The organism is Brevibacillus sp. NPDC058079 (assembly GCF_042885155.1).
GTDB lineage: Bacteria > Bacillota > Bacilli > Brevibacillales > Brevibacillaceae > Brevibacillus.
Genome location: NZ_JBHVSO010000001.1, coordinates 1,360,864 through 1,386,258, shown reverse-complemented (window position 1 = coordinate 1,386,258; position 25,395 = coordinate 1,360,864). Strand labels below are relative to the sequence as shown.

At 47.2% G+C, this 25,395-nt stretch carries 28 protein-coding genes; 19 read left to right on the top strand and 9 right to left on the bottom strand.

Going from position 1 to position 25,395, the window contains the following annotated elements; genetic code table 11:
- Nucleotides 1-135: 135 nt before the first annotated feature.
- From ACFVS2_RS06215 to ACFVS2_RS06205, 3 genes are all read left to right on the top strand, one after another.
- On the top strand, nt 136-279 hold the full coding sequence (locus ACFVS2_RS06215; protein WP_007718864.1) for a hypothetical protein: 144 nt from the start codon (nt 136-138) through the stop codon (nt 277-279).
- 151 nt (nt 280-430) lie between these two features.
- Nucleotides 431-1,675, top strand: a complete 1,245-nt coding sequence (locus tag ACFVS2_RS06210; RefSeq protein ID WP_173619572.1) for a DEAD/DEAH box helicase — start codon at nt 431-433, stop codon at nt 1,673-1,675.
- A 36-nt stretch (nt 1,676-1,711) separates the two neighbouring features.
- Entirely contained in the window at nt 1,712-1,867 is a 156-nt protein-coding gene (locus ACFVS2_RS06205; protein ID WP_173619571.1) for a hypothetical protein, read from the top strand.
- Between the two features lie 33 nt (nt 1,868-1,900).
- On the opposite strand, the gene ACFVS2_RS06200 is transcribed toward ACFVS2_RS06205, so the two are convergent.
- On the bottom strand, nt 1,901-2,743 hold the full coding sequence (locus tag ACFVS2_RS06200; protein ID WP_390232238.1) for a serine/threonine protein kinase: 843 nt from the start codon (nt 2,741-2,743) through the stop codon (nt 1,901-1,903).
- Between the two features lie 109 nt (nt 2,744-2,852).
- Here ACFVS2_RS06200 and ACFVS2_RS06195 point away from each other — a divergent pair, with 109 nt between their 5' ends.
- Nucleotides 2,853-3,968 (top strand): DUF3900 domain-containing protein, encoded by a 1,116-nt coding sequence (locus ACFVS2_RS06195; RefSeq protein WP_173619569.1) that lies wholly within the window; start codon nt 2,853-2,855, stop codon nt 3,966-3,968.
- Between the two features lie 17 nt (nt 3,969-3,985).
- The gene (locus ACFVS2_RS06190) at nt 3,986-4,582 is read left to right on the top strand and encodes a DUF1444 family protein (RefSeq protein ID WP_173619568.1); all 597 of its coding nucleotides are present in this window, start codon (nt 3,986-3,988) and stop codon (nt 4,580-4,582) included.
- A gap of 31 nt (nt 4,583-4,613) precedes the next feature.
- On the opposite strand, the gene ACFVS2_RS06185 is transcribed toward ACFVS2_RS06190, so the two are convergent.
- The 3 genes from ACFVS2_RS06185 to ACFVS2_RS06175 all read right to left on the bottom strand — a co-directional run bounded on the left by ACFVS2_RS06185 (nt 4,614) and on the right by ACFVS2_RS06175 (nt 6,853).
- Nucleotides 4,614-5,567, bottom strand: coding sequence for a prenyltransferase/squalene oxidase repeat-containing protein (locus ACFVS2_RS06185; protein WP_390232235.1), 954 nt, complete (start codon nt 5,565-5,567; stop codon nt 4,614-4,616).
- 21 nt (nt 5,568-5,588) lie between these two features.
- On the bottom strand, nt 5,589-6,644 hold the full coding sequence (locus tag ACFVS2_RS06180) for a DUF2515 family protein (RefSeq protein ID WP_390232232.1): 1,056 nt from the start codon (nt 6,642-6,644) through the stop codon (nt 5,589-5,591).
- A 68-nt stretch (nt 6,645-6,712) separates the two neighbouring features.
- Nucleotides 6,713-6,853: a hypothetical protein gene (locus tag ACFVS2_RS06175; protein ID WP_007718846.1), complete on the bottom strand. Its 141-nt coding sequence runs from the start codon at nt 6,851-6,853 to the stop codon at nt 6,713-6,715.
- A gap of 101 nt (nt 6,854-6,954) precedes the next feature.
- Here ACFVS2_RS06175 and ACFVS2_RS06170 point away from each other — a divergent pair, with 101 nt between their 5' ends.
- Complete coding sequence (locus ACFVS2_RS06170) at nt 6,955-7,263, top strand: iron-sulfur cluster biosynthesis family protein (protein ID WP_228088521.1); 309 nt, start codon at nt 6,955-6,957, stop codon at nt 7,261-7,263.
- On the opposite strand, the gene ACFVS2_RS06165 is transcribed toward ACFVS2_RS06170, so the two are convergent.
- Together ACFVS2_RS06165 and ACFVS2_RS06160 are read right to left on the bottom strand one after the other, a co-directional pair.
- Entirely contained in the window at nt 7,264-7,713 is a 450-nt protein-coding gene (locus ACFVS2_RS06165) for a DUF441 domain-containing protein (RefSeq protein ID WP_173619564.1), read from the bottom strand.
- 114 nt (nt 7,714-7,827) lie between these two features.
- Nucleotides 7,828-8,139: a YfhH family protein gene (locus ACFVS2_RS06160; protein ID WP_390232227.1), complete on the bottom strand. Its 312-nt coding sequence runs from the start codon at nt 8,137-8,139 to the stop codon at nt 7,828-7,830.
- A gap of 102 nt (nt 8,140-8,241) precedes the next feature.
- On the opposite strand from ACFVS2_RS06160, the gene ACFVS2_RS06155 reads away from it, so the two are divergent.
- The gene (locus ACFVS2_RS06155; RefSeq protein ID WP_390232224.1) at nt 8,242-9,006 is read left to right on the top strand and encodes an SDR family NAD(P)-dependent oxidoreductase; all 765 of its coding nucleotides are present in this window, start codon (nt 8,242-8,244) and stop codon (nt 9,004-9,006) included.
- 311 nt (nt 9,007-9,317) lie between these two features.
- Here ACFVS2_RS06155 and ACFVS2_RS06150 read toward each other — a convergent pair whose 3' ends face one another.
- Entirely contained in the window at nt 9,318-9,941 is a 624-nt protein-coding gene (locus ACFVS2_RS06150; protein WP_390232221.1) for a cell wall hydrolase, read from the bottom strand.
- Nucleotides 9,942-10,168: 227 nt separating this feature from the next.
- Nucleotides 10,169-10,864: a peptidylprolyl isomerase gene (locus ACFVS2_RS06145; protein ID WP_390232218.1), complete on the bottom strand. Its 696-nt coding sequence runs from the start codon at nt 10,862-10,864 to the stop codon at nt 10,169-10,171.
- A gap of 126 nt (nt 10,865-10,990) precedes the next feature.
- On the opposite strand from ACFVS2_RS06145, the gene ACFVS2_RS06140 reads away from it, so the two are divergent.
- The 8 genes from ACFVS2_RS06140 (at nt 10,991) to ACFVS2_RS06105 (ending at nt 18,586) form a co-directional block, all read left to right on the top strand.
- A complete protein-coding gene (locus ACFVS2_RS06140; RefSeq protein ID WP_390232215.1) occupies nt 10,991-12,148 on the top strand; it encodes a trans-sulfuration enzyme family protein in 1,158 nt (385 codons plus the stop codon).
- A gap of 137 nt (nt 12,149-12,285) precedes the next feature.
- The gene (locus tag ACFVS2_RS06135) at nt 12,286-12,840 is read left to right on the top strand and encodes an RNA polymerase sigma factor (RefSeq protein WP_047067599.1); all 555 of its coding nucleotides are present in this window, start codon (nt 12,286-12,288) and stop codon (nt 12,838-12,840) included.
- Nucleotides 12,837-13,913 (top strand): TolB family protein, encoded by a 1,077-nt coding sequence (locus ACFVS2_RS06130; protein ID WP_390232212.1) that lies wholly within the window; start codon nt 12,837-12,839, stop codon nt 13,911-13,913. The genes ACFVS2_RS06135 and ACFVS2_RS06130 overlap by 4 nt, the downstream gene beginning before the upstream one ends.
- 14 nt (nt 13,914-13,927) lie before the next feature.
- Nucleotides 13,928-16,156, top strand: a complete 2,229-nt coding sequence (locus ACFVS2_RS06125) for a hypothetical protein (RefSeq protein ID WP_390232210.1) — start codon at nt 13,928-13,930, stop codon at nt 16,154-16,156.
- Nucleotides 16,150-17,082 (top strand): ABC transporter ATP-binding protein, encoded by a 933-nt coding sequence (locus tag ACFVS2_RS06120; RefSeq protein WP_173619557.1) that lies wholly within the window; start codon nt 16,150-16,152, stop codon nt 17,080-17,082. Before ACFVS2_RS06125 ends, ACFVS2_RS06120 begins: the two co-directional genes overlap by 7 nt.
- A complete protein-coding gene (locus ACFVS2_RS06115) occupies nt 17,079-17,945 on the top strand; it encodes an ABC transporter permease (RefSeq protein WP_390232207.1) in 867 nt (288 codons plus the stop codon). Before ACFVS2_RS06120 ends, ACFVS2_RS06115 begins: the two co-directional genes overlap by 4 nt.
- Nucleotides 17,935-18,147 carry a hypothetical protein gene (locus ACFVS2_RS06110; RefSeq protein ID WP_017249136.1) on the top strand — a complete coding sequence of 71 codons (213 nt, stop codon included), beginning with the start codon at nt 17,935-17,937 and terminating at the stop codon, nt 18,145-18,147. Before ACFVS2_RS06115 ends, ACFVS2_RS06110 begins: the two co-directional genes overlap by 11 nt.
- Before the next feature lie 139 nt (nt 18,148-18,286).
- Nucleotides 18,287-18,586 (top strand): DUF1292 domain-containing protein, encoded by a 300-nt coding sequence (locus tag ACFVS2_RS06105; RefSeq protein WP_007718819.1) that lies wholly within the window; start codon nt 18,287-18,289, stop codon nt 18,584-18,586.
- 68 nt (nt 18,587-18,654) lie between these two features.
- On the opposite strand, the gene ACFVS2_RS06100 is transcribed toward ACFVS2_RS06105, so the two are convergent.
- Entirely contained in the window at nt 18,655-19,032 is a 378-nt protein-coding gene (locus ACFVS2_RS06100; RefSeq protein WP_016743484.1) for a YflT domain-containing protein, read from the bottom strand.
- A 531-nt stretch (nt 19,033-19,563) separates the two neighbouring features.
- Between ACFVS2_RS06100 and ACFVS2_RS06095 the strand changes: the two genes are divergently transcribed.
- The 4 genes from ACFVS2_RS06095 (at nt 19,564) to ACFVS2_RS06080 (ending at nt 25,249) form a co-directional block, all read left to right on the top strand.
- On the top strand, nt 19,564-21,534 hold the full coding sequence (locus ACFVS2_RS06095) for a DNA gyrase/topoisomerase IV subunit B (protein ID WP_173619555.1): 1,971 nt from the start codon (nt 19,564-19,566) through the stop codon (nt 21,532-21,534).
- A gap of 2 nt (nt 21,535-21,536) precedes the next feature.
- Nucleotides 21,537-24,080: a DNA topoisomerase IV subunit A gene (parC, locus tag ACFVS2_RS06090; protein ID WP_390232202.1), complete on the top strand. Its 2,544-nt coding sequence runs from the start codon at nt 21,537-21,539 to the stop codon at nt 24,078-24,080.
- 16 nt (nt 24,081-24,096) lie between these two features.
- Nucleotides 24,097-24,417, top strand: coding sequence for a hypothetical protein (locus tag ACFVS2_RS06085; protein ID WP_173619553.1), 321 nt, complete (start codon nt 24,097-24,099; stop codon nt 24,415-24,417).
- Between the two features lie 184 nt (nt 24,418-24,601).
- The gene (locus ACFVS2_RS06080) at nt 24,602-25,249 is read left to right on the top strand and encodes a nitroreductase family protein (protein WP_390232198.1); all 648 of its coding nucleotides are present in this window, start codon (nt 24,602-24,604) and stop codon (nt 25,247-25,249) included.
- Nucleotides 25,250-25,395: the final 146 nt, after the last annotated feature.

The following is a 25,395-nucleotide window of genomic DNA, read 5'->3' as shown; positions in this document are numbered from 1 at the left end:
TCCATATTCACATCCAATTGAAAAATTGTACAAGGGTTATCATTCCTATAGGAGAAGACGCATGACCGGGTAAAAGGTTTCAGGAAAATAATATGTGATCACCCGGGTCAAAATAAAGGACAGGAGGTGATAGGTATGCGTGACTATGATGAGGCGTTTCAAAAGGAAGTAGAGGAGTACATGGAAAGTCCAAAAGGGACACGTAACCAAACCACCAGCCGGGACCGTCAAGACCAGGGTGAGAAGCAGGAAACCCGTATCGATTCCAATAACGGGTAGAAGGAAGGTCAGGCGAAGTCCATGTCGGATTTCGCCTGTTTTTATCTATCTCCGATGGACCATACCTCACGAGGGCTGGCTTACCTCTGTTTTCTACCTGCAAAGTGTGGTAAGCTTACCCAATGCACGAATTTATGCCAGGAGGGTTTTTGTGAGCACCACGTTTGCAGATTTACAAATTAGCGCACCGCTGTTGACTATATTGCGAGAGCGAAAAATGGAAACACCGACACCTGTTCAGAGTGAAGCTATCCCGGTGATTATGGCTGGTCGTGATGCCTTGATTGAATCACCGACTGGGACAGGCAAGACGTTTGCTTATCTATTGCCGATTTTATCGAAAATCAATATGGAGCAAAAAGATGTACAGGCCATTGTACTTGCACCGACACATGAGCTCGTTGTTCAGATTGCGCGGGAAGCAGAAAGCCTTCTGCCAGGGAAGGACACGGCCGTAATGTCCATTATTGGTGGAGTCGATGTGAAACGCCAAATCGAGAGACTGAAAAAGAAGCCTGTATTGATCGTAGCAACACCAGGAAGACTGCTGGAGCTAATTGATCAGCGCAAACTAAAGGTCCATGAAGTGAAGACAGTTGTTGTCGACGAAGCAGACCGGATGCTAGATGCGGGCTTTGGCAAGCCAGTTCAAGAGGTCATGAAAAAAACACTGCGTGATACTCAACGCTTGTTATTCTCCGCGACAATCGCAGAGGAAGTCGTACATACGGCTGAAATTTTCACAAAAGATGCTGCTGTTATTCGCGCAGCAGCACCAGAAGGCGCCGCAGGAGTAGCACACATGTATTTGGTCACCGATCCACGCAAAAAGGTGGATACGCTCCGTCGTTTGTTGCGCCTCGTTAATGTTCGCTCCTCGATTGTTTTTGTCAATCAAATCGAAAAAGTGGACGAGATTGTATCGAAGCTCAACTACCATCATTTGCCGTGCAGACTCCTTCACCGTGATGCTACGAAAGAAGATCGTGCCCGCACCCTGCAACAATTCCGGGATGGAGCATTCCCTGTGTTGATTACGACAGATGTATCGGCACGTGGCATTGATATTCCAGGTGTGGAATGTATTGTTCATTATGATCCTGCGTCGGATGCTGACACGTACATTCATCGCAGTGGCCGAACTGGGCGTATGGGGCGTGCCGGACTGGTATTTTCGATCATTACGACACAGGAACAGTTCATCGTCCAAAAATTTTCCAAGCAAACAGGCTTGCCTATTGCTGAAAAATTCATGACGCACGGAGCGCTGGAAGATCCGCGTCCTGTACGAAAGCCCGCTCCAGGACAAAAGTCAGGAGCTCCTGCTAAAAATGCGAGCCCTGCAAAACGGAATCAAAATCGTGCACATAAGAAGGGCAGCTTTGGAACAAAGTAGGACAAGAAGTACACAACTTGTCTGCAGGAGGTTTCCATGCGCAAAGATCGGTTATATGAAGAGGATTTGCTGGTAAATGGCACAGTTGGTGGAGAAGTTCTGACGAAACACGAACGACAAGTGCTGCGCCAGGAAGCAGGGGAACTGAAGGAAAAGATCGAACAGGCGAAACAAGAGCCGATTGCAGAATGAATGACGAAGAAGAGCAGGGAGAATCCGTGAAGTCTACGGATGCCCTGCTCTTTTTTCTTGGAAGTGGATCAAATAGCGGTCCAGCTCTCTGAGCCAATCATGTACGCTTTCATAAGGGGCGTCCATTTGTAACAAACGCCGAATCATCATTCGAATGGAAGGGGATAACGAGAGCTCCTCTTCCCAGCTTTTTTCAGGTGCGTCCGGTTCCGATTCGTACCCGGAATAGAGCAAGAATAAAAAGAAATGCCCCAATGCGTACAAATCACTGGAAGGAGCAACTTCTCGCTTCAATTGTTTTTCGGACGGGTAGGCGGAAATCGTATCAGCTGTATAAGTCGGGCGATCACCAACGAACCGAGCGAGGCCAAAATCAATCAGGTATGGCTTGTCCTCTTTCCAGATGACGTTGGGGATGCGTACGTCACGGTGAATCACATTTTGCTCATGGAGGTAGGCCACGAGTTCCCCGATTTGGCGAATCCATTCGGCGCATTTTTGCTCATTCGCCACGATGTTTTGATCAAACAACATGTCTTCTAGTGTCGGTCCAGCTATATAAGTCATGACCATAAACGAGTCTTGCCGATAAGTGAAGGAATCCAGACAGCGAGGGATTTGCGGATGCGAGAGGGACATCAGCACCTTTTTTTCATACGCTTGCATGGCTTCTCCTTTTGGCGTGTGCCGCAGGCTTGGTTTCACTTGTTTCAGCACGACCTGATTACCTGTAGGGTTGTGCGTGGCGAGATAGGCGATCCCGTAGCTTCCCATTCCTAATACTTTTGTTATTTCATACTGACCTGCTAGGTGGCCGGGTTGATACGGTTTATCGCGTATCGTTTCGTTCCACCATGCCTTCATACGAGTCCACATTGTTTGATTTTCCCCCCTCCCTTCATCTTATCATGATTTGAAAAAGCTGACCTTTTTTTCAATAGGTTTGCTATAATCAGTTCGTTACATGCAGACAGGAGCGAAGGGTATGAATTTTACAATTGACTGGTTATCCTTTTATCTAATGGAACAGCCTGAAGAAGAGGATGGCATTAAACAAGTGCGGATGACGCGCTATTTGAGCCATGATGAATATCAGAGAAGCGAGCTGAAAGATTTTCTCGATGGGGAATTCGCCCGGATTGCGAAAAGAAAAGTCGAGATGAATCCAAAGACAGAAGGCACGCCGACAAAACTGGGTCAATTTGTGTTGGAGCCTGGACATCCATTGGACTCGAACCCCAACTATGCCCTCTTGAATCGATTGTTGGCAGCGGAAACGTCAGGGGAGAGCAAGGAGCCCTGTCAGGAGCTGATTCAGTCGTATTTGCGAACCTCTCAAGTGAGAGGCGGAGTCATGATTGTGGTACGGACGAGGTTAGAGCTGATTGACGAGCGCTATGTCTTTATTTTAAAATGCGATTTCGAACAAAAAACAGCGGTCATCACAGATGAGAAAAGCCTTATATCGAATGTACGCATGGCGATCAATGCCAAAAACATGAAATCGCTCATGTATCCGTACATGATCGAATCAGGGATGAATGACCCGTATCACGTGAAAATTCATCAGTTCTCCCACGCGCGCTATTTCGAGGAATTTTTGCGCTTTATCGAGTATCCACAGACGATGACACAGATCGTTTCTGAAGAAGTCATTTCATTGGCGAGACAGCACATCGAATATACGTATCCCGAAGAGTCCGAAGAGCGGATACGGGAAGAGGAAGCAATCGAACTCATTGCCGCAAGCCCTAAGCGGGAGCTCGCAGAAAAATGGGAGCATGAGACCGTGATGGAAGCGATGCAAATCATTACAGATCGCCAACCAGAGGTCGAGCTGAAGTTCAAGCTGGATCATATGCAGATCCGCACGTTATTGGCCGATTACGGCACCAGTCTGCATATCGCCAAAGTGAATGGGCGTTATTTGGTGCTATTAGAGGGCGAGCAGCTACAGTTCGAGCGTGGCATGTCTCCAGTTGAGTTTTTAAAGCCAAAGGCATTGACGGACATCGTGAAAGAAATCGAAGAGAGAAGCCAGAACGTTGCATATACCCCGGTGAACACACCTACGGAGGACGATGATAATCCACCTTGGTAATAAACGGAGGGAAGGGAGTGAAGGAGTTGGATCGACAACTACGAGTAAGCGGCCAAGAGCATAACATCTATCCGGTTTTGCGTCATGCCTCTATGATCAACAAGTACCCCGAGCGGTGGGTGGTGAAGGAGCATACAGCTGATACGTACGTACTGTACGCCCTAGATCAAGGCGAAGGTTACGCATTGATTGAGAAGCGGATGCTGCAGGAAGCAGGCTGGACGAGCGAGCAGCTTCATTCATACGCGCTAGAAAACTTGCGAAAGCTCCCCTTTTCAGTGAAATCACAAGAGGTAGGAGGTCAGCACATCCATTTTATTAGTCCGACAGATGGCTACGCGGCAAGCCGAATTTTGCTTGATTCATTTCTGGAGGAGATGGATCAGAAGAAGCAAGGGGACTCGCTTGGTGTCGCGATACCGCATCAGGATGTGTTGATCGTGGCGGATATGACAGGAGAAGCTGGAGCTCACCTGTTAGCGCGTCTCACCTATGATTTTGCCTCGAAGGGGCAAGTGCCGATTTCTGTCTTGCCTTTTTACTGGGAGGAAGGGGAATTGACCCCATTTCTCGTGGTGACGCACGACTCGGGTACGAAAATTGAAAGAAAGTAGAGCAAGCGCGGGGATGGGTTCCCGCGTTTTTCTATTTTTTATTCGTGGTATCATGCAGTAATAACTCAATATAGCGCCCGGCATCTTGAATCAGCCAGTACGGGTACCTGGGACCCTGTATGTACAAGTCTGTGGCGGTCACGAGCATCGTCTTCACCCGTGTTTTATCCCCCATCAACTGCGCACATACCCCCATCGTCATCCACGGATATAAATCACCAGTCTGAAACGTATCAAAATGCGGGAACGCGTCTGTGATCCTCTGGTAGAGTAGCGAAGCGGTATTGACATCTGTTAAGCTGTAGACAATGGGAAACGCTTGGGAAGTGACGTCCGGGTACCATTTTCGCCAGCCGGGGTACGTACGATCATACATTGCATAGGACTTGCGAATCCGACTGTACATTCCACTGATGCCGAGCTCGCAGGCTTTGGCGCGCGTAGCTGCTTCCTCGGCAGCCTCGACATTTCCGATCAACGAAAATAAATACGAAGCATCTGCTAGCCCCTTGACCACCTCGCAATTGTCCATCAAATATTTAACCCGATACGAATGCTTTGCCCAGGTCAGACCGTCCTTCTGTTGAAGGCGGGCAACCGCTTGCAGAAGGGATAAGAGTTTAGCGTGGTTGGCATGCAGCCAGTCCATACACCCCGTTGCTCGTATCCATTCCGCAAGCAGACTGAAATAAGTGGTGTGGTAGCTATCTTCGCTATCATTTGTGCCGGTATCGATTTCTCTGCCTTGTTCAAGACGAAAATCATTGATATAGCCGTCTGCATTCAGGTTCCGCAAATACCAATCGAGATGACTACGAACAGCTTCTACTTCCTTCATGCGGATGAGGGAAATAATGCCGAGGTTGGTGAAGTACGGATTGATTTGATCACGTTTGGGGCCAAGGCGAAAGGTACCGCTCGGCAATTGGCAGGATAGCAAAAAACTTGTTTGATTGAACGCCATTTCTTGCATCCACTTTTCCATGAGGCTGACCTCCTCTCCAAGCTACGTGATTGCTGAGACGAGTTTGACTCCGTATTCGATCCATTGCAAGGAACGCACATAAGAATCACTGTCGATGGAAGGCAGTGAAGCAGGTTCTTTCACGACCTTGTGCCATTTTTCATCTCGAAACCAATCTACCCCATCTGCCGGATCGTGTCCATAATCTGCCCATGCATCTTGAAGACGTGGGCTGTATATTTTCGGGCTTCCTTCTAGTAACTCATGTCCATCCAATCGTAGTTGGTACTCATCTTCTGTGGTGGAAGCAGTATGATGAGGTGTGAATAAATGCGGCCAATAATCCGCTCGTGAGCCTGTATGAGGAATACGAGAGCAATAAGAGACCATTTTTTCGAAGCGAAAAGGATCCCCAAACAACTGCTGATACAACGTCTTTCCGACCTGAATGCGGTTTCTGACGTCGGGAAAATGATGAACGTTCAACCCGATCAAGCTAATTCGGCGGTCAGTAGGATGTGCTTTATAAGGAATGAGCACTTGATTCATCGAGAGAGCAGATTGGGCGACGAAAGCAAACGAAGCGAAAATACGATTCAGTGTAAACGGCTTCTGTACGACACGTTGTTCGATATATTGCTGTTCATTAATGATGAGTGCATGTGTAATGCGCGCACTGTCTTTGGATGCGAGGAACTCTTGCCAATACGATTGCATAAAGACTGAAACACCAAGTGGTACCAAAAGCTTTGTTAAATCTGTCCCCGTTCGTTTCATCTCCGCATACAGTAGTAATTGTGGGTAGGCATCGTGAAAAATCAGCCAGTTACATCTTTCCAAAAACCAAAAAAAGGGCTCGATTGCTTGTGTATCCATGATAAGCGGTAGCCATTCTCCTTTTAAATCGGTCATGTTCCACCCGCCATTTCGTGAGACTAGATGGGCCAATAACGCCCAGTGAACCTCTTGGTGCTGGAGATAAAAGGCGAGGTATGCTTGAGTGCGGGTGACATTGTTGCGATTGGCTTTGGTTGTTGCTTGTCTGATTTGAGCAACCAGATGCTGCTCGGCAATTTTCGTTGCTGTCGAATCCGTCATGGTTATGGGTAGCTCCTTGTTGTTTTCACATTGAAAAAAGCAGGTCCACTGGGCGACCCGCTTTTTACTCAACCAATCATTTCTAGTACGAGAAGCCGAACGAGTAGTTTTTCCTTGGCTTCCTCCCACGTATTCGCAAATATGACAACGTGCTCCGATTGGAACTCCGTTTCAGCGACAAAAATCCCATCTTGTTCGTAGATGTTCATAGATGATCGTCCTTTCTGCTGCCTTTCAAGCATTGTATGCTATCATGTAAAAGATGATGCATCCAGCATGCTGGAAAATCATGAGAAGGGTGGCACCAAACATGATAGTAAAAGTGACAAAAGAGGCAGTAGAACGCATAGCCAGTACAGACAAGCCCATTCGGATAAACGGTGAACTAGTCGGTGGCTGTGGGATGAATGTAGAGTATGCGTTGTGGTGGGATACCCAAGGTCCAGAAGATGAAGTCTACCAGGTCGATTCTTTGACGTTTCTGATAGATCGCGAAACCATTGCCTATATCGGGTCTGAACTGCTTACGATTGATTATCGTGCGCAGCAAGGCTTTCGCATGGTTACGCCACAGCAAATTTTGGCCTATGGCCTTCAGTTGAAAGAGCGCTGGAACTAATCACCTCGGGAGAAATTGCAAAATAAAGGCGAGAATACCTGCTGCAATTAAAGGACCGACTGCAACACCGCGGAAAAAAGTGACACCAGCGATTGTACCTAGCAGCAAGCCTGTGACGATCAAGGGATTATGGGTCATCAAGACCGTTCCTTTTCCCGCCAAGTAAGCCACAAACATACCGACGGCGACGGCCAGTAACGAATGCCAATTCATGAAAATCTCCAAGATGGAGGAAGGATTGATTTTGCCGCTTGCAAGCGGAGTCATGATGCCAATCGTCAGTATAATGATCCCAAGCTGTAATCCATGCTGCTCGAGCAGTGGGAAATATCGGTCCAATGACAGGAGCCTCATTAAGAGAAGGATCGCAACGGCAATGGAGACGGTTGCGTTGTTGCCAATGACACCGAGCGCCAGTAGTACCAAGAGGATGATAGAAATCCAGTCCATATGCGGGTTGGCTCACTTTCGTTTTTCTTAGTATATCCATGCTGCTGCGGCATGTGCCCGGGCAAGAAAAAAGAGATCAGCATGCACAAGAGTGCGAGTGCCGATCTCTTTTTTCTAGTCGAACCAGAGTTCCAGCATTCCTACTGGAAAGCCTGTCTGTTCGTCCGAATCAGGGAAACGTCCCCAAGCAAAGACGCCGTTGAAATAATCAATTGTAAACGGCTGATCGTAATCAGGCACGCTGTATTTGCTGCCGATTCGGAACTCATTAGTTCCTAAATAATACGATTTCGCCATAAAGTACTTTTGTGTAATGATCGCAAGCTGTGAGTGATCACCAAGCTTCTTTTTTTCTTTCGCTTCGACGTGCAGGCGCTCCATTTCCTCCTGCAGCTCGGCGAGTGTCATTTGACTGTACAAACGCAACGGACTGCCCCCTTTCCATACAGGTATATTGTAGCAAAAGACAAGGGAAAAGGCGATGGATGCAGAATCCTCTAAGGAAACGAAAGGGGAGTCGTTTCGAAAATGACACGTTTCGATTTGCATGGAAAGAAAGCAATCATAACAGGTGCTGGAAGAGGGATTGGGAAGGCACTAGCGTTGGGAATCGCAGAAGCGGGTGCGGAGGTTGCGGTAGTCTCGCGAACAACTTCCGATTTGCAAGAAGTAGTATCGGAGATTGAAGCAAAAGGCGGAGTGGCTTTTCCTGTCGAGGCTGACTTGACTGTGTCTGATGTAGCGGACCGTGTTGTGAAGCAAGTAGTCGAAGGGTTAGGGGGTGTGCATATCCTGATCAACAATGCAGGAATGAATATCCGCAAAAAAGCTCATGAGATAACGGAAGAAGAGTGGGATAGGGTAGTGGATTTGAATTTGAAAGCAGCGTTTTTCATGAGTCAAGCTGCTGGAAAAATCATGTGCGATCAGCGCTATGGCAGAATCGTCAATATTGCTTCGGTCGCAGGTGTAGTAGCACTTCGCACTGGCGTCGCATATGGTGCCAGTAAAGCAGGGCTCATCCAGATGACCCGGGTGCTGGCATTAGAATGGAGCAAGTTTGGTGTCAATGTAAATGCGATCGCGCCGTGGTATTTCCGTACGCCATTAACGGAGAGCTTGCTTAGCGACGAAGCGTTCGTCCAAGAGGTGTTGCAGCGAACGCCGAGTGGCCGAATCGGGGATGTCGAGGACTTGGTAGGACCAGCTATTTTCTTGTCCTCTGATGCAGCTTCATACATGTCAGGTCAAACGCTTTCGGTTGATGGCGGTATGTCTATTTACGGGTTTTAATAAAAAAAGGGGCATTCCCAGTTGGGAATGCCTAATTATTGGGGGCGATTGAGAAAAAGAACGACTGATTGTTCTATGACTGGTTTGCTCTCACCCAAAACAGTCAATCAATCAAAGCTATTAGCGTAGGCATACTCAGATTGAATAATCGATCTAAACATGCTTACGTTAAAAAGTCATCCAAAGAAGATAATCGATCTTTTTCTCAATGCGTTGAAAAAGTGCTTACACCTACAACATAGCAAGCAAAAGTAAAACATCAATTAAATAAAAATAAAGCATTATTAAATCTTTTTTCTGTAAGTACCGCGTTAACGAGCAAAACGATGGCTACCGATCTCAACTGTTACAGGACGTGACCATATCCACTTGGATGTAGCCGTATCCGGATTGAAGAAGTACAGGGAACCATTGCTCGGATCCTTTCCATTCACCGCGTCCTGGACCGCTTTTCTCGTACTTTCATTTGATTTATGTGTCAAATTGCCATCATGGACAGGCGAAAACGCATTGGGAGCATAAATAACCTCCCGTACCGTATTTGGAAATTCATCTGAAGCAACCCGATTCAATACAACGGCAGCAATCGCTACCTGTCCTTCATACGGTTCTCCCCGGCCTTCCGCATACACTAACCGGGCGAGCAGTTCCATATCCCTCTCCGAAACCTTCACTTTTCCATTGCGAACCACTTTTGGGCGACTATCACGACTAACCTGCACAGACTCACGTTTTACTGCTGTAGCAGATGTGGTTGATTTCTTTTCCTTCTTCGAAACTTGTTCCGATGGCGCCTGTGCATTACCGAGAACAGGGAGGATTTGTACTGCTTGCGGTGCCATTGCACTTGTCGGTGTGACAAATAAGCATAACAGCATCAAGCCAAAACTGTTCAAAAAGAAGAAAAAGCGCGTTGGCGCTTCTCGTGTCAACATGGTGTGAACCACTCCTTTTCGCTTTTTGCGTTTTGATTGCGGAAGCGAATCAGGTCTTTTGCAAGTCTATCGGTCTTATCGGAATGGTTCAAGAGGGAATTGGTTCCATAGAACTATTTACAATATCTTTCTGTTTGTGAAAGTGTTTTCATAAACGGATGTTTCCTCAATAAAAAAGCCACTTTCCCGTTGAGAAAGTGGCTTTCGTGTGCAGTTTGAAGCTGCTCTTATTTTTCCGTAATCGCGATGGATTTAATGGTAATCGTTTGCTCAGGAACACTTGGTTCACCCGTTTGTGGGTGTTTCTTTACTTTTGTTCCTGCAATTTTTTGAACGACATCCATGCCACCTGTAACTTTTCCGAAAATCGTGTATTTCGGAGAGTTGTCTAATCCTGTCACGTCAGGTCCAGAACCAATGAAGAATTGGCTACCATTCGTGTTTTTACCGGAATTCGCCATGGCAACTACGCCTGCTTCATATTTATGACCATTTTTCAATTCGTCTTCAAACGTGTAACCAGGGCCACCCATGCCAGTTCCTAATGGATCCCCTGTTTGAATCATGAAATCTTTGATGACGCGGTGGAACGTGATGCCGTCATAGTACTTGTCCTTTGCGAGGAAAACGAAGTTATTGACAGCAATTGGGGCATCTTTTTCAAACAGATCGATCGTAATGTCTCCCATAGAAGTAGAGATTTTCGCTTGATAGTCCTTTGCTTTGTCAAGCTGCATAGCCGGAGCCTTCTCGTATTTCTTCTCTCCGGTTGGACCCGGTGGGTTAGCTGGCTCTTTGGATGCTGGTTTCTCTGCTGGCGTAGTCGGCTGATTAGGAGCGGCTTCATTGCTTCCTGTAGAACAACCCGTAACCAAGGCGATTGCCGTCAGACATGTAAACAGAGTAGTGATTAACTTTTTCATCTTATGCACCTTCCTTTGTTTCATACTGTTGGGTGGTTCGGTTTCGAATTATAACACAAATAGTCGAGCATTTGCCAATCCGCTAGTTTCCTTTACAATCTCGCATGGTATGATTGGGTTAAAAGGGTGATCAATGTGGCAGAGCGATTTGAGACCAAAACGGTACATATCGGACATGACCCTTTGCGGGGAGTAAAGAGCAAAACGACACCGATTTATCAAACCTCCGTTTTTGCCTTCGAAGGCTTGGAAGAAGTAGAACAATACTACGTCGGCGAGGGAGAATACTTGTACACCCGAAGTGGCAATCCTAACCAAGCGGAGCTGGCTCATGCAATCGCTGTTTTAGAAGGCGCAGAAGCAGGTGTCAGTGCTGCCTCCGGTATGGGAGCGATCATGGCGGGTTTACTTGCCGTTCTTTCTCCTGGCGATCACGTGCTGGCTTCCCATGAAATTTATGGCGGTACCTACGCTCTACTGCACAAGGAGCTGTCGCGGTTTGGGATCGAGCTTGAGTTCATCCAGCTTGGTCAAATAACAAAGCTTGCTGACCATGTTCGCCCAACTACGCGGCTGTTTTTCTTGGAGACCATCACCAATCCGCTATTGACAGTTGTGGATCTGCCTTACTGGATCAAGGAAGCAAAAAGTCTTGGCTTAACCGTCATGGTGGATAATACGTTTGCGACACCTTATTTGGTACAACCCATTTCATTCGGAGCGGATCTCGTGGTACATAGTGGAACCAAATACATAGGTGGACATAGCGATGTGACGTCAGGTGTTCTGGTTGGATCACAGGCGACAATCAAGCGTGCCACAGAGATCGTAGCCAACTACGGTGCATCGCTCAGTCCTTTTGAGGCCTGGTTGACATCGCGTGGTTTGAAAACATTGGCAGTGAGAATGGAGCGTCAATGCGATAATGCTAGCCAGATCGCTGCGTTTCTTCGTGAGCATCCTGCAGTTGGACAAGTGTATTACCCAAGTCCTACGGATACCTTCTTTTTTTCACGGCAAAAGCAGGGGGCAATGGTATCCTTTGTTCTGGCAGACGAGACGAAGATCTATGACTTTTACCGGGCACTTGACTGGATCAAGTTGGCTCCGTCTCTTGCAGGTGTGGAGACGAGTGTATCTCATCCTGTTACGACGTCCCACCGTGCTTTTTCTGAAGAGCAGCGCAAGGAAACGGGAATCACGATGGGTCTGGTACGATTATCGGTCGGAATCGAGGCTGTTCAAGACATTCAGTTAGCATTAGATGCTGCATTAGGTAAATAATTCAAAAAACTTTGCCACATTATGAAACTTTCTTCCTAAGAAATACGTAATACTTAGTTAGAGTAGTCTCAGAATGCAGTGGGGAAAGCCCATTCTGAGAACATGCTTCAGTCTGGAAGAAACCGAGGAAAACGCAAATGGGAATGGCTATGAAGCAACCGTCGGGGCCATCATCCGGAGATTATTATGAATCTCGTCCATTTACGGAACTGTATGACGAATATTTTGATCGCGTCAACCGGTATTTGCGATGCCGGGTTCAGAGTACGTGGGATGCCGATGATTTGACAACCGTGGTCTTTTTAAAAGCGCTAGAAAAATTCGAGCAATATAGCAGAACAAGTCCTTTCGCATCATGGATTTTTCGTATTGCTCACAATACATATGTAGATTTTATGCGGAAAAACAGGGAGTTACCGGTCGACCAGGAAGATTTTCTAGGAGCAGAACCGGACGACACATGGCAGCCGGAACGGCAGGCGCTGACGAATGAAGAGATTCGTCTGCTTCGTGATCGTCTGGACTTATTGTCTCAGGATCAACGAGACGTGTTGATGCTCCGCTACTTTGCTGACCTCAAAATCAGCCAGGTAGCTGAGGTGCTCGGCAAAACAGAATCGAGTATCAAAATGATTTCTTATCGCGGATTACAAAAACTTCAGAAGATGTATGAGAGGGGGGACTCCGAATGAGAGAAGAGGAGAAGCACCCCCAGGATCATCAATCGGATGATCAGACTGTAACCCAACTCCTAGCCCATTTGAAGCAGATGCGCGGAACGGTTCCTGTCAATTATCAATTAAAATCAGACCTTAAAAAGCAATTGCTCCAGAAAATGAGAGATCTCGAAGCCAAGCAGGCAAAAGTTCCAAGTGCCGCACCCCAAAAATGGGGGAGGTTGGTTTGGAGCGGAATCGCAGCTGCTGCTCTCACCCTTGCCATAGTAGGATTTGTGTGGTGGAACAATACCTCTCTTGCCGTTCGAGAGCATGAAGTACTTAAGCTGCCAGCACAAGCAACCGTAGAGCTTGTTGATATTGATCAGAAAGCCACTCAGCTAGCTTACATCAATAACAATGCAGAGCTGAAAACCATTCCAATTGATGAGAAATTAAAGCCAGTCACGATCAAGCTACCGCCAACCGAAGGAAAATACACTGGGGTAGCGTGGTCTAATTCTGGGAAGCAAATCGCTGTCGTTGAGCAGGATAAAAAATTATCGAGGCTATGGATTGTGGAGATGCCAACGACTTACAGCATGGGAAGTAGCCGATTGCTGAAGGAAGAAGAAGGAGTATTGTACTCTTCACCAAGCTGGTCTGAACATGATGATTCGCTTGCCTTTACCCGCTCTAAAAATGGCGTCGAAGAAATTTGGGCGAGCAGCACAGTATCGTTCCAAGAATGGAAGCTAGTAGAAGGCTCTCAGCCTGAATGGTCACCAGATGGAAGCCTGCTTGCCTTCAATAAAGCCGGTGAAGTACAGCTGATGGAAATGCGGACGGGGAAAGTTACCTCACTTGCAGTGGGACAGTGGGCATCGTGGAGCTCCGATACGCGATTGACCTATACACACCCAAATGGAACGCTGATGGAAGTAAACGTGAGTGAAGAGCCTTTTGTGACACGCGAGCTACCATTGCGAAACCAGTTCTCTGAAGAGCTGATCAAAGGCAACTGGGCAAACAAAGGTAAGCACTTACTGCTTATCTCACGCCATGATCAGCTGCAACAACTGGTTATCTCTTTGGCGTCACGAAAATGAGCGGAGGAACAAGCATGAGATGGAAATGGGTGTTAATCTTTGTCATCACATGGCTTAGCTTTTCGATACGCCCAGCTATGGCAGAGAGCAACGTAGACATACAATTCGAGATACCTTTAAGTGGTATCGTCAAATATGAATCATGGATGAGACTAAACGTAAAGGTAACCAGCCAAGAACAGGATTTCACAGGGGCTGTAGAGTTATCGCAGCGACAAGTCAAAAAAAATAATGAATTTAAGCTTCGGCGTCCAATAAAGCTCGAGCAAGGAAAGAGTACAACCGTTTACTTTGATATGCCTTCCCAAATATTGCTCGATGATTGGTACGTCCAGGTGACGCAAAACGGTCAAGTTGTCAAAAGCGAAAAGCTGCGTATCCCTTATCCAACAGACGGGCGCACCATTGGGGTGATCAGCGAGGAGGGGAATGCGTTTCATTTCCTTGCCGTTAATCAATCACAATCCAAAATGAATCGCCCCTTGTCCGTTCAAAATCTCACGGAACAAATGTTGCCTGACCAATCGTGGATTTACGAAAACATAGACATGTTAGCACTGGCAGGCAATAGTGGCTCCACGATTAATGATCAACAGATGGCAGCGATCAAGGAGTGGATCCAGCTAGGGGGGATCGTGGTTGTTTCCGCAGGTCCCAATCAAGATGGAATGATCCAGCGGTTTGCTGATATTCTCCCTGTGGAAGCCGGAAAAGCTGGTAATATAGAGCTACAGCAAGCATTAAGTGAGTATGACATTGCGAAAGTCGCGCCAAATGGCAGTATCGGTGTATACAACCGTGACTTGCCCTTATTTGTGTCAAAATCGTACGGCAAAGGGCTGCTGCTATTTGTTAACTATGATGTGACAGCAGAGCCGTTGGCATCGTGGCAGTTCAATCCACAACTGTGGCAGAATGCAATGATCCAGCATGGTGCCAAGAAGATTTTTGAAGAGAAGCCTTATATGGATCAAATGACACGGCCTTTTCTTGACTTGAGCAAGAAGATTCCTGAAGTACAGACTCCTCCACCGATCTGGATGGTGGCGTTGTGGGGCGGCTATGTAATTGTACTCGCACCATTGACATACTTCGTTCTGAAAAGAATGAGAAAACCTGAATGGGCGTGGGGAGTAATCCCAATTGGAGGAATTTTCTTGACCGTCGCTATATTCGCGGTTGGAAAGCCTGCTGTTGTGAAAACGAGTACGAGCTACACCGTAACCAAGATCGACATATTAGATGAGTCCCTGGCTCATGTTCGCTCAGCCGCAACGTTTTTGGGCGTGGATCAAAACGAATACGATGTTCAGCTAGAACCTTCAATCGTTGCACTGCCCTTGACATTGGGGAGAAATGATTATCGACCAGAGGGATTAATGGATGGCGATGAGGTTCTCTCTTTCCGCAATCTCCCTTATTTGACACCGAAACAGGCAATCGGTATCGGGGTAAAGCATGACATGGGTGCTTTTGAAACTTCCTTGCGAATCAATGAGAATCGTCTGCAAGGTCACGTGAAAAACAATACGGAGTTTGCCTACGATCAGACTTTTATTGAAATTGGTTTTCAGCGAATTCCGCTTGGACCATTGAAAAAGGGAGAAGAAAAGCAGATTGACAGTGTGCTTGAGCCCTTGTTTATGCCAAGAAAACCACAAGCAACAAACGAATTGCAAACGATGGAAGAACGAATCAAAGAAATGCAGGAAAGAGTCGTTGAGTATGAAGATGGGAATCAGGTAAGTATCATCGGGACAACGACAGAGCCTCTTCCTCTGATGACAATGCAGGTGCCTCACCAAGCGCAATACTGGAATGTCATTCAGCAGCCTATTCAATTCCAGCCGAATGAGCAAGGTCTAGTGACTTGTCCTTATGGCCTGCTTGATGCCGATATGTATGAAGTGACAGGAGACTTCGACAGTACCGGGTACATTTGGCAGCTTGGGAAGGGCAGTATTACGTTTGAATTACGTACAGATAAAGCGGCGATCAATATGAAGCGAATAACGGTACCGCTGAATCACAGCTCATTCAAGCCTTTCCGGATAGAATACTTCCACCAAAAGAGCGGTAGGTGGATACCTGTTGAGCGCGGGACGAGACTTGTCCTCCATAATGAACTCCAGCAAGTATTGACGCCAAATCAGACATTATTGCTTCGTTTTTCCCACAATGGAACGTCGCGATTAGCTCTACCAGAGCCAATTTTCCAGGTAGAGGGGGTGCGGAAATGGTAATCGAAACCGTTCATTTAGGAAAAAGATACGGCAATTTGCAAGCGTTGACGGATTTGAACCTTTCCATCGAGCCAGGAAAGGTGTTCGGTTTCATTGGTCCAAATGGCGCCGGAAAATCTACTACAATGCTCATCTTGTCTACCCTTCTGGAACAGAGTGAAGGGGAAGCATTTGTCTGCGGCTACAATGTACGCAAAGATCCTGCGAGTGTACGCCAGTCTGTTGGCTACATGCCCGATTTTTTTGGCGTGTACGACAATTTGACAGCGGTGGAGTATTTGGAGTTTTATGCCGGAGCGTACAAAATTCCTGCCTCCAAAAGACGGGCACTCGTCGGTGATCTTTTGGAACTAGTAAATTTGTCTCACAAAGCAGACGCTTTCGTCGACTCTTTGTCTCGAGGCATGCAACAGCGCCTGGGGCTAGCACGTTGTCTCGTACATGATCCGGCTGTGCTGATTTTGGATGAACCCGCGTCAGGACTGGATCCAAGAGCTCGTATCGAATTGCGCGAAATTATGAAGCAATTACGCGAAATGGGTAAGACGATTATTATCAGCTCCCATGTTTTGCCGGAGCTAGCCGAGTTGTGTGATGATATTGGTGTCATTGAAAAAGGCAGATTAATTGCGTATGGTTCTGTGCATGAGGTCAGCAATCGGGATACAGGACAAAGCCGGATGCAAGTAAGGGCCCTGCGGAATTTGGACAAAGCGGGACTTCTGTTAGCGAGCTCTCCGTATGTACATCAATTGACAGAATACATGGGAGGCTATCGCTTCTACTTTCAAGGGACGGAGCAACAAAAAGCTGAATTGCTTCAAGAACTGCTGGATGAGCAGGTCGCAGTCGTCTACTATGGCGATTCCAAGAAAGATTTAGAAGACGTCTTCTTAGCGATAACGGAAGGAGTCGGTATGGAGTGAGCGACTTCTTGTTCAATCCTCTTTTGGTCAAAGAAATGCGGGAAAGATTCCGCTCGAGAAAGACCATGCTCATATTAGCGGTTTACTTGTTTGTCATGGGGGGAATACCGATGGGCTTTTTGCTCATGGACCCCTTAAAGGCCGAATCGTTAGGGGATAATCGGGATTTGTTTCTGATATCCGCGGGGATACACTACGCGATGATTTGCTTTGTGGCACCTGCACTGACTGCTGGCGCGATCAGTGGAGAGAGAGAACGCCAGACCTTGCATATTTTGCTGACGACGCAGTTATCGACGCGCACGATAATTTTGAGCAAGCTCATTACGTCTTTGGCGTTCTCCACGCTGCTCTTGGTTGCATCGATGCCTTTGTACAGTATTGTGATGCTCTACGGAAGCGTCTCCCCGGAACAAATGGCCCAGCTTGTCCTGTTTCTCGCGGTGAATATGTTTTTTCTCGGGTCGTTGGGGTTGTTCTGCTCCACCTGGATTAAACGAACGTCGATCTCGACGGTCACCACATACGGCATTGCCTTCTTTTTTGTAGTAGGTACTGGCTTGCTGTTCTTTTTCATCGGTGAGTCCTTGCAACAGACGTATCCAGAACGGTACGTCAATTCGGATGTATGGAACATGTATGAGCTGCAGATGCTGGCAGGGACGAACCCTATCATCGTGTTGTTCGATATTTTAGGCGAGTCATTCGATCAATCCGATGACATCAGTTTTGCGCCGTGGTTGTTTTTCTCATGTGTGTACGTGGTTCTTTCCTTTGTACTCGTCATCTGGAGCGCTTATTTGTTAAAACCAATCCGCCGAAAATGGTGGAGTTGGAAGAAACGACCTGTTCGTGTACAATGAAAAAGGTGCATGGGAAAAGGGAGGTTTTTTTGTGAGCGATCAAGATGTACAGATCATTGATTTTGAAGAACTGCTTCGTGCGATTGAGAGCCGTCTGGCATCTGCAGGGATGTATGTTAAACGCGAAGCGATCGTGACTATACTTCAGGCAGAAGAAGCATTTTTGCTTGAAAAAGGTGTTCTTCAAGAGTATAGTGAGTAATCAGCTAACAACCTGCCTCGAGTGGTAGGTTGTTTTTCATGGACAGGGAAGGCATAAAGTCATTCGCCTGTTTGCTTCTCCCGGAAAAAAACGGTATGATGAAACAGAGTACGAATATCAGCATAAGGACGTGAACACATTGACAGAAGAGAACAAAGACCTAGAATTGGGCGATATCATTACATTGGACGATGAAAATGGTGAACCGTTGGGGGATTTCGAAGTATTGGCTATGTTCGACCTGAACGGTAAAGAATATATTGCCTTGGCTGAAGCTGTGGAAGATGAAGAAAGCGAAGAAGATGAAGAAGTGGATATCTTCGTATTCCAAGTGGACGGCGGCGAAATGGTACCATTGGAAGAGGACGAGGAGAGCACTGTTTACGCGAAGCTGAACGAAGTGCTGGAAGGCATCGAACTCATTAAAGAAGACAAGTAATCCCGGTATGAATGAAACAAGCCACTGCTGGCGTTAGAACCCAAGCAGTGGCTTTTTCTTGCGGTCGATCAGTCATTCATTTTAATAATGTTATCCTTAAGGTCTCGTACAACGAGAAGGCATGTATAATCTGTATCTTGCAGTTCCCGAACCAATGCCGAGCACTCGTCTTTGGTAAGACCTAGCTTTTCGAGACGGGTACGGAGTTCTTTCCCACCATTGTCAAAGAAATGCGCCATACTGTCAATGTGACCGACGGCACTTTCAAAGTGGGTACTGTATTTATAAAAATTGTTTCGTTGATTGGAGTGATTTTTATCAGGATTCCATTTCAAAACCCAGATGTCATCACTGTTGTATCCGGCAGAATTTAACGCATGAACGTCAGAAGCTAGCTCAGCATCATACTTATGGAATTTGACAAACGGCTTGGTAGCACTGATCAAAAGTATTCCCCCCTTTTTGGCCTCAGGAATCGATGCCTTACTAGGATGCCCAAAGCCAAAGCGCGGATGAATGGAAATACCTGAGGCACAGTTGTGAACGCTACGTAAGAACAATTGACATATTTTCCTTGATAGTAGCAGGATTTACGCTGATGGGGGAAGAAATAGAGAAAGGGAAACAGATGTTTTGGTTTTTCATTTTGACCAATCTTCACCATTAGTGCTACACTAATTAATGGAATATGCATGTCATGTACAGAACGAAATGAGAAACGAGGAATACTGAGAAGAATCGGCCATCTCGCTAGGGGCGAGGTGGCTTTTTTGCCCCATTTTGCTACTGGCGTTGAATACTATGGGAACCATACGGTACAATAGCGATTAAGTGTTCGCTTTTATTAGGAAAACGTTCCTCTCATGGGGATTGAATCATCTCGGCGTTTTTCAAAAAAGGTGAATACGACGCTAGCCATCAGTAAAAAAGGCATGATCGTTTTTCTACGTGTCCGAAGAGTAGAGGGGAGAGCGCGATTGAAGGAAACAGAAACACAGCAAACACTAACGTACACAGAAGAAGATATTCAGGTCTTAGAAGGCTTGATTGCCGTTCGAAAGCGGCCTGGAATGTACATCGGCTCCACGGGCTCGCGTGGCCTGCATCATCTGCTGTGGGAAATTGTAGATAACGCCAAAGACGAGTCGCTTGCCGGCGTTAACGATAGCATCATCGTTACTTTGTACAAGGATGGCAGTGTCAGTGTAGAAGACCATGGACGCGGAATTCCAACGGGTATGCACAAAACCGGCCGACCTGTACCAGAAGTTATTTTTACGACGCTCCATGCCGGTGGTAAATTCGGTGGTGGCGGATATAAAAAAAGTGGTGGCTTGCACGGGGTAGGCTCCAGTGTCGTTGTGGCCTTGTCCAAATGGCTTGAGGTCGAAATCCACCGGGAAGGCAAAATTCATAAGCAACGCTTTGAATATGTTGTGGATGCAAATGGAACCGAGCATGTCGGTAAACCGGTTACCGGTCTTGAAATTACAGGGAACACGAAACGCACGGGAACAACGGTACGTTTTTTGCCGGATGACGCGGTGTTTGGTAATGCTCGCTTTGACTATGAGACGATTCGTGATCGTTTTCGTGAGACGGCATTCCTTCTGAAAAAGCTGCGCATGGTTTTGATTGACGAGCGTGGACCTGAAAAGAAACGGGAAGAGTTTTACTTCGAAGATGGCTTGAAATCATACGTTTCTTACTTGAATGAGGGGAAAAATACGCTCCATCCGATCGTTTACTTCGAAGGGGAAAAGGACAATATCTACGTCGAGTTGGCTTTTCAGTACAATGACGGATACGCTGAGACACTAGTGTCCTATGTCAACTCAATTGTAACAACGGATGGCGGAACTCATGTCACAGGCTTCCGCAACGGTACGACCCGGATCTTTAACGAATTTGCCCGGAAAAAAGGGTACTTGAAAGAAAAGGACCCGAACTTGACTGGAAACGATTTGCGGGAAGGTTTCCTCGGTGTATTGTCATTGCAAATGGCTGACGTCCAGTTTGAGTCCCAAACAAAAGACAAGCTGGGGAACGAAGAAGCACGGGCAATCGTAGAACAGATTGTTTCCGAAAAGCTAGGCTTCTTCCTCGAGGAAAATCCGGAAATAGGCAAGTTGCTGATTGACAAGGCGTTGCGTTCTGCTGAGATTCGCGAAGAGCTGCGCAAACAACGCGAAGCCCTGCGCGGCGACAAGAAAGGCAAAACCGCGAAAAAGCGCAAATCGATTTCGGAAAAGTTTACTCCGCCGCAATACAGAGACTCCAAGCGCAATGAGCTCTTCCTCGTCGAGGGGGATTCTGCGGGTGGCTCTGCAAAACAGGCGCGTAATTCAGAGTTCCAAGCCTTGTTCAGCCTGCGCGGGAAGCCGTTGAACACGGAAAAAGCAAAGCTTTCCGAGGTATTGGCGAATGAAGAGTTCCGCACGATCCTAGAGGTGCTCGAAACCGATATTGGCGAAGAGTTTTCCATCGAAAACTGTGCATTTGACAAAGTGATCATCATGTCTGACGCGGACGTTGACGGCTCGCACATTCAAACGCTGCTACTGACCTTCTTCTTCCGCTACATGCGCCCGATGATTGCAGCTGGTCATTTGTATATTGCCCAACCGCCTTTGTATCAGGTGAAAAAGCAGAGCAAAGGCAAGCAGACAGAGGGGATTTACTGTTGGAGCGATTACGAGCTGGAACAGGCGTTGAAAAAGGCTGGACGCGGTGCTGAAGTGCAGCGCTACAAAGGTTTGGGTGAGATGAACGCCGATCAGCTCTGGGAAACAACCATGGACCCTGAGACGCGCAAGCTCATTAAGGTTGAACTGGAAGACCTCGCTCACTGTGAGAAGCTGGTAACCGTTTTGATGGGTGACAAAGTCCCACCTCGGCGTGAGTGGATCGAGAACCACGTCACCTTTGAAGTGGGGGAGGATGAATAAGCATGCTGTCCAATCAAGTTATTAATCAGAGCTTCGCTGAGATTATGGGAAAGCGCTTCGGGGACTATGCCAACCTGGTTATTCTCTCACGCGCGATCCCTGATGCTCGCGATGGACTAAAACCGGTACAGCGCCGTATTTTGTATGCCATGTACCAAGAAGGCAATACGAACGATAAACCATACCGGAAATCAGCGAAAACAGTCGGGTACGTGATGGGTACCTATCACCCGCACGGTGACTCGGCGATTTACGAAACGATGGTGAGGATGGCGCAATGGTGGAAAATGCGTCAGGTGCTCATTCAAGGCCACGGAAACTTTGGTAGCTTGGACGCAGACCCGCCAGCCGCTATGCGTTATACCGAATCCAGATTGTCGGCATTGGCCAATGAGCTACTGCGCGATATTGAAAAGGATACGGTTACATTTATCCCGAACTACGACAACTCCGCTCAACAACCGGCAGTATTGCCTTCACGGTTTCCCAATCTACTCGTGAATGGCGCTGCCGGGATCGCGGTTGGTTTTGCAACGGACATCCCTACTCACAATTTGGGCGAAGTCATCGATGCGGCTGTTGCCCAAATGAAGAACCCGAATATCTCGCTGGATGAGCTGATGCAGCACGTCAAAGGTCCAGATTTTCCGACAGGCGGCATTGTCCAAGGGCTGTCCGGAATTCGCAAGGCGTTTGAGACAGGCCGTGGTCAATTCATCATTCGCGGGAAGACCCATGTAGAGGAGCCAAAAGGCGGCAAGATCAAAAAAATCGTCGTTTCTGAAATTCCTTACGAAGTGGTCAAGTCGAAGCTCGTTGGTCAAATCGATGAGCTCGTAATGGATCGCAAAATCGAGGGAGCACTGGCGGTGCGCGATGAAACCGGTCGCAAAGAGGCCGAGCAGAAAAAAGTTCGTATCGTAGTGGATATTCGCAAGGAAGCGGATGAGCAGGCGATTCTCAACTACCTGTACAAAAATACGGATCTGCAAATCTATTACAATTACAACATGAACGTGATTCATGAGGGGACCATCCGCCAGATGGGACTCAAGGCTTTGTTGGGGGCGTACATCGACCACCAAAAAGAAGTCGTCACGAATCGCTGTCAATTTGATCTGAATCGAAAGCAAAGCCGCGAGCATATCGTGGAAGGCTTGATTCGCGCCAAGTCCATTTTGCGTCAGATCGTCGATACGATTATGGATTCGGAAGACCGTGCAGATGCCAAGAAAAACATCATGGAGAAATACGGCTTCACGGAAAACCAAGCAGATGCGATCTTGAGCATTCAGCTCGCTTCCTTGACGCGTTTGGATATCGTCAAGCTAGAAAAAGAATTGGCTACGCTGGCAAAAGAAATCGAGGAGCTGAAATCGATTTTGGCGAGCGAGAAAAAGCTGATTCAAGTCATTACAAGCGAACTGAACGAGATCAAGAAAAAATACGCAGAAGAGCGCCTGACAGAAATCCAGGGTGAGATCGAGGAAATTAAAATCGATATTGCGATGCAAATCAATGCAGAGGATTGCATCGTAACCCTCACAAACGAAGGATATATCAAGCGGACGAGCCCACGCTCCTTCAAATCAGTGGGGGGAACGTTGGAGACATGTGGGGTAAAAGAAGGAGACCGTGTCCGTTACTTCATGGAGACCAATACGTCTCACACTGCTCTCTTCTTTACTCAGGACGGTAAATACTTCGCTACACTGGTCAACGCCTTCCCGGACGATAAGTGGAAGGATATCGGTTCCGCCCTCGTCAACATCATCCCGTTGGAGAAGAATCAGCGGATCGTTGGCTTTACGATCGTAGAAACCTTCAAACAACAGCTGTATGTGTACCATGTAAGTAAAAATGGTTTGATGAAAAAGACGGCGTTGTCCGAATACGAAACGAATCGTTCCAGTGCGTTGGTAGCTGCGAAGCTAAAAGCAGACGATGACGAGTTTGTGAATGTATTTGTGGCTGACGAAGCTGGGGCGATACTCGGTGCTACGAAAGATGGCATGGGCATTCGATTCCATCGCAGTGAAGTCAGCGCAACGGGTAGAGCGTCGAGCGGGGTAAAAGCAATCGCACTTGCTCCTGGCGACGATGTCATCACGATGCTACCGATTGAGGAAGTCGATTCTCGTGCCTTTAGCTTGTTGACGGCTGAAGGGGTTGTAAAACGCACAGCAATTACTGCGATCCCACTCCAGGCTCGCGCAGGCAAAGGCGTACAGTTGATTCGTAAACGAAAAAATAATCCGCATGAGCTTGTTGCGATGTTCATCGAAGAAACAGTTTATACTTGGACGTCGCAGAACGAATGGACCCTTGTCGAGACAGAGCAAGTGATCGTCAACGAGCAAGGTGGCATCGGCCGACAACTGGTGGAGGGTGGGGTAAAAGCAGTTGCTTTTGAAACCATTTTGCCGACAGATGAACCGAAGGACGAAGCGACTGCAAAAGGCTCAGGAGACGGAGCTGGCACAGCAAGCCAACAGAAAAGGCCTAATGCCCAGGCTAACCTGTTCAATGGAGATCATCGTGAATAAAAGGAATGATGAATAGATGGCGTTTGAAGCCTTTGTTTCACCGCTAAGCTGGCAGCAGGTTTCTCTGCTCCTCGATACTGTGCAATATTTCGAAGACGCGCCGAAACTGCTTTCTCTTCCACAAGAGCAAGGAGCAAGTGTGCCTGTGCCGATTACGTCAGACACATTGAAGACGATGCTTGGTTGTCTGGACGAAGAGGAAGCATTTAGCCGCAAAGCTTTTTCATTGAGTTGGGAAGTAGCTGAGGACGAAGGGAGTGGCTATCTCGTTGTCGAGCTCCCGAATGGAGACATCGTGAGACAGCCAGCCGTTCTATCCGCTTTTTCTCCGGTTTAACAAATAAACGCTTTGGTGACGCGCTTGCATTCATGACAGGATGTGAGCGGCTTGCCAAAGCGTTTTTTGCATATAAAAAGATTGCCAGCGAATTGGAGTATATGATACAGTTTGAACACGAGTTGTTGCGTAATAAAGTTAGTAACTTACTGAATTGGCATACTTACCACTGGGGGATAGAATCATGGAAAAAGTCATCGATCAAAAGGCTTTTATGGACGTCATTCGGGAGCGTCGTTCCGTACGTCATTACGATCCAACAGCAAAAATCTCGCGGGATGAACTCAAGGAAATGTTGAAAGAAGCGACTTTGGCACCTTCCAGCTCCAATCTCCAGCCATGGCGGTTTTTGATTATCGATGAACAGCCATTGAAAGAGAAGCTGCTCCCCATCGCATTTAACCAAAAGCAGGTGGTAGAGGCTGCGGCGATTATTGCAGTCCTGGCTGATTATGAGGGCTACAAGCAAGCTGGGAGCATTTACAAAAAAGCGGTAGAAGCAGGCTACATGACAGAGGAAGTAAAAGCTACACTCATCGACAACATTAACAAGCGTTATGAGAATCGGGATCGAGCAATCATCAAGGAAATTGCTTTGGTAGACGGAGGTCTCGTCTCGATGCAATTGATGCTCGTTGCCAAGGCAAGAGGATATGACACGGTGCCAATGGGAGGCTATAACAGCGAGAAATTTAAGGAAGCTTTCCAAATCCCAGAACAATATGAAACGGTCATGTTGATTGCAGTCGGCAAGGCGGCAGAGCCTGGTCATCCGACTACTCGCCTGGATGTAGAAGAGATTACGTTCTGGAATGAGATGCCGAGTAAATAAGCATGGAGAAATGGAATAGCCTTGGCCTGATAGGATTTTGGGCCTGGGCTTTTTTCACGTTTGCAAGCTTTCGAGGGCCAGACATGCTGGCAATCAGGTGAAATGGGGCGTACAATAGGGAGACATGACAGTAACGAAAGAGAAGC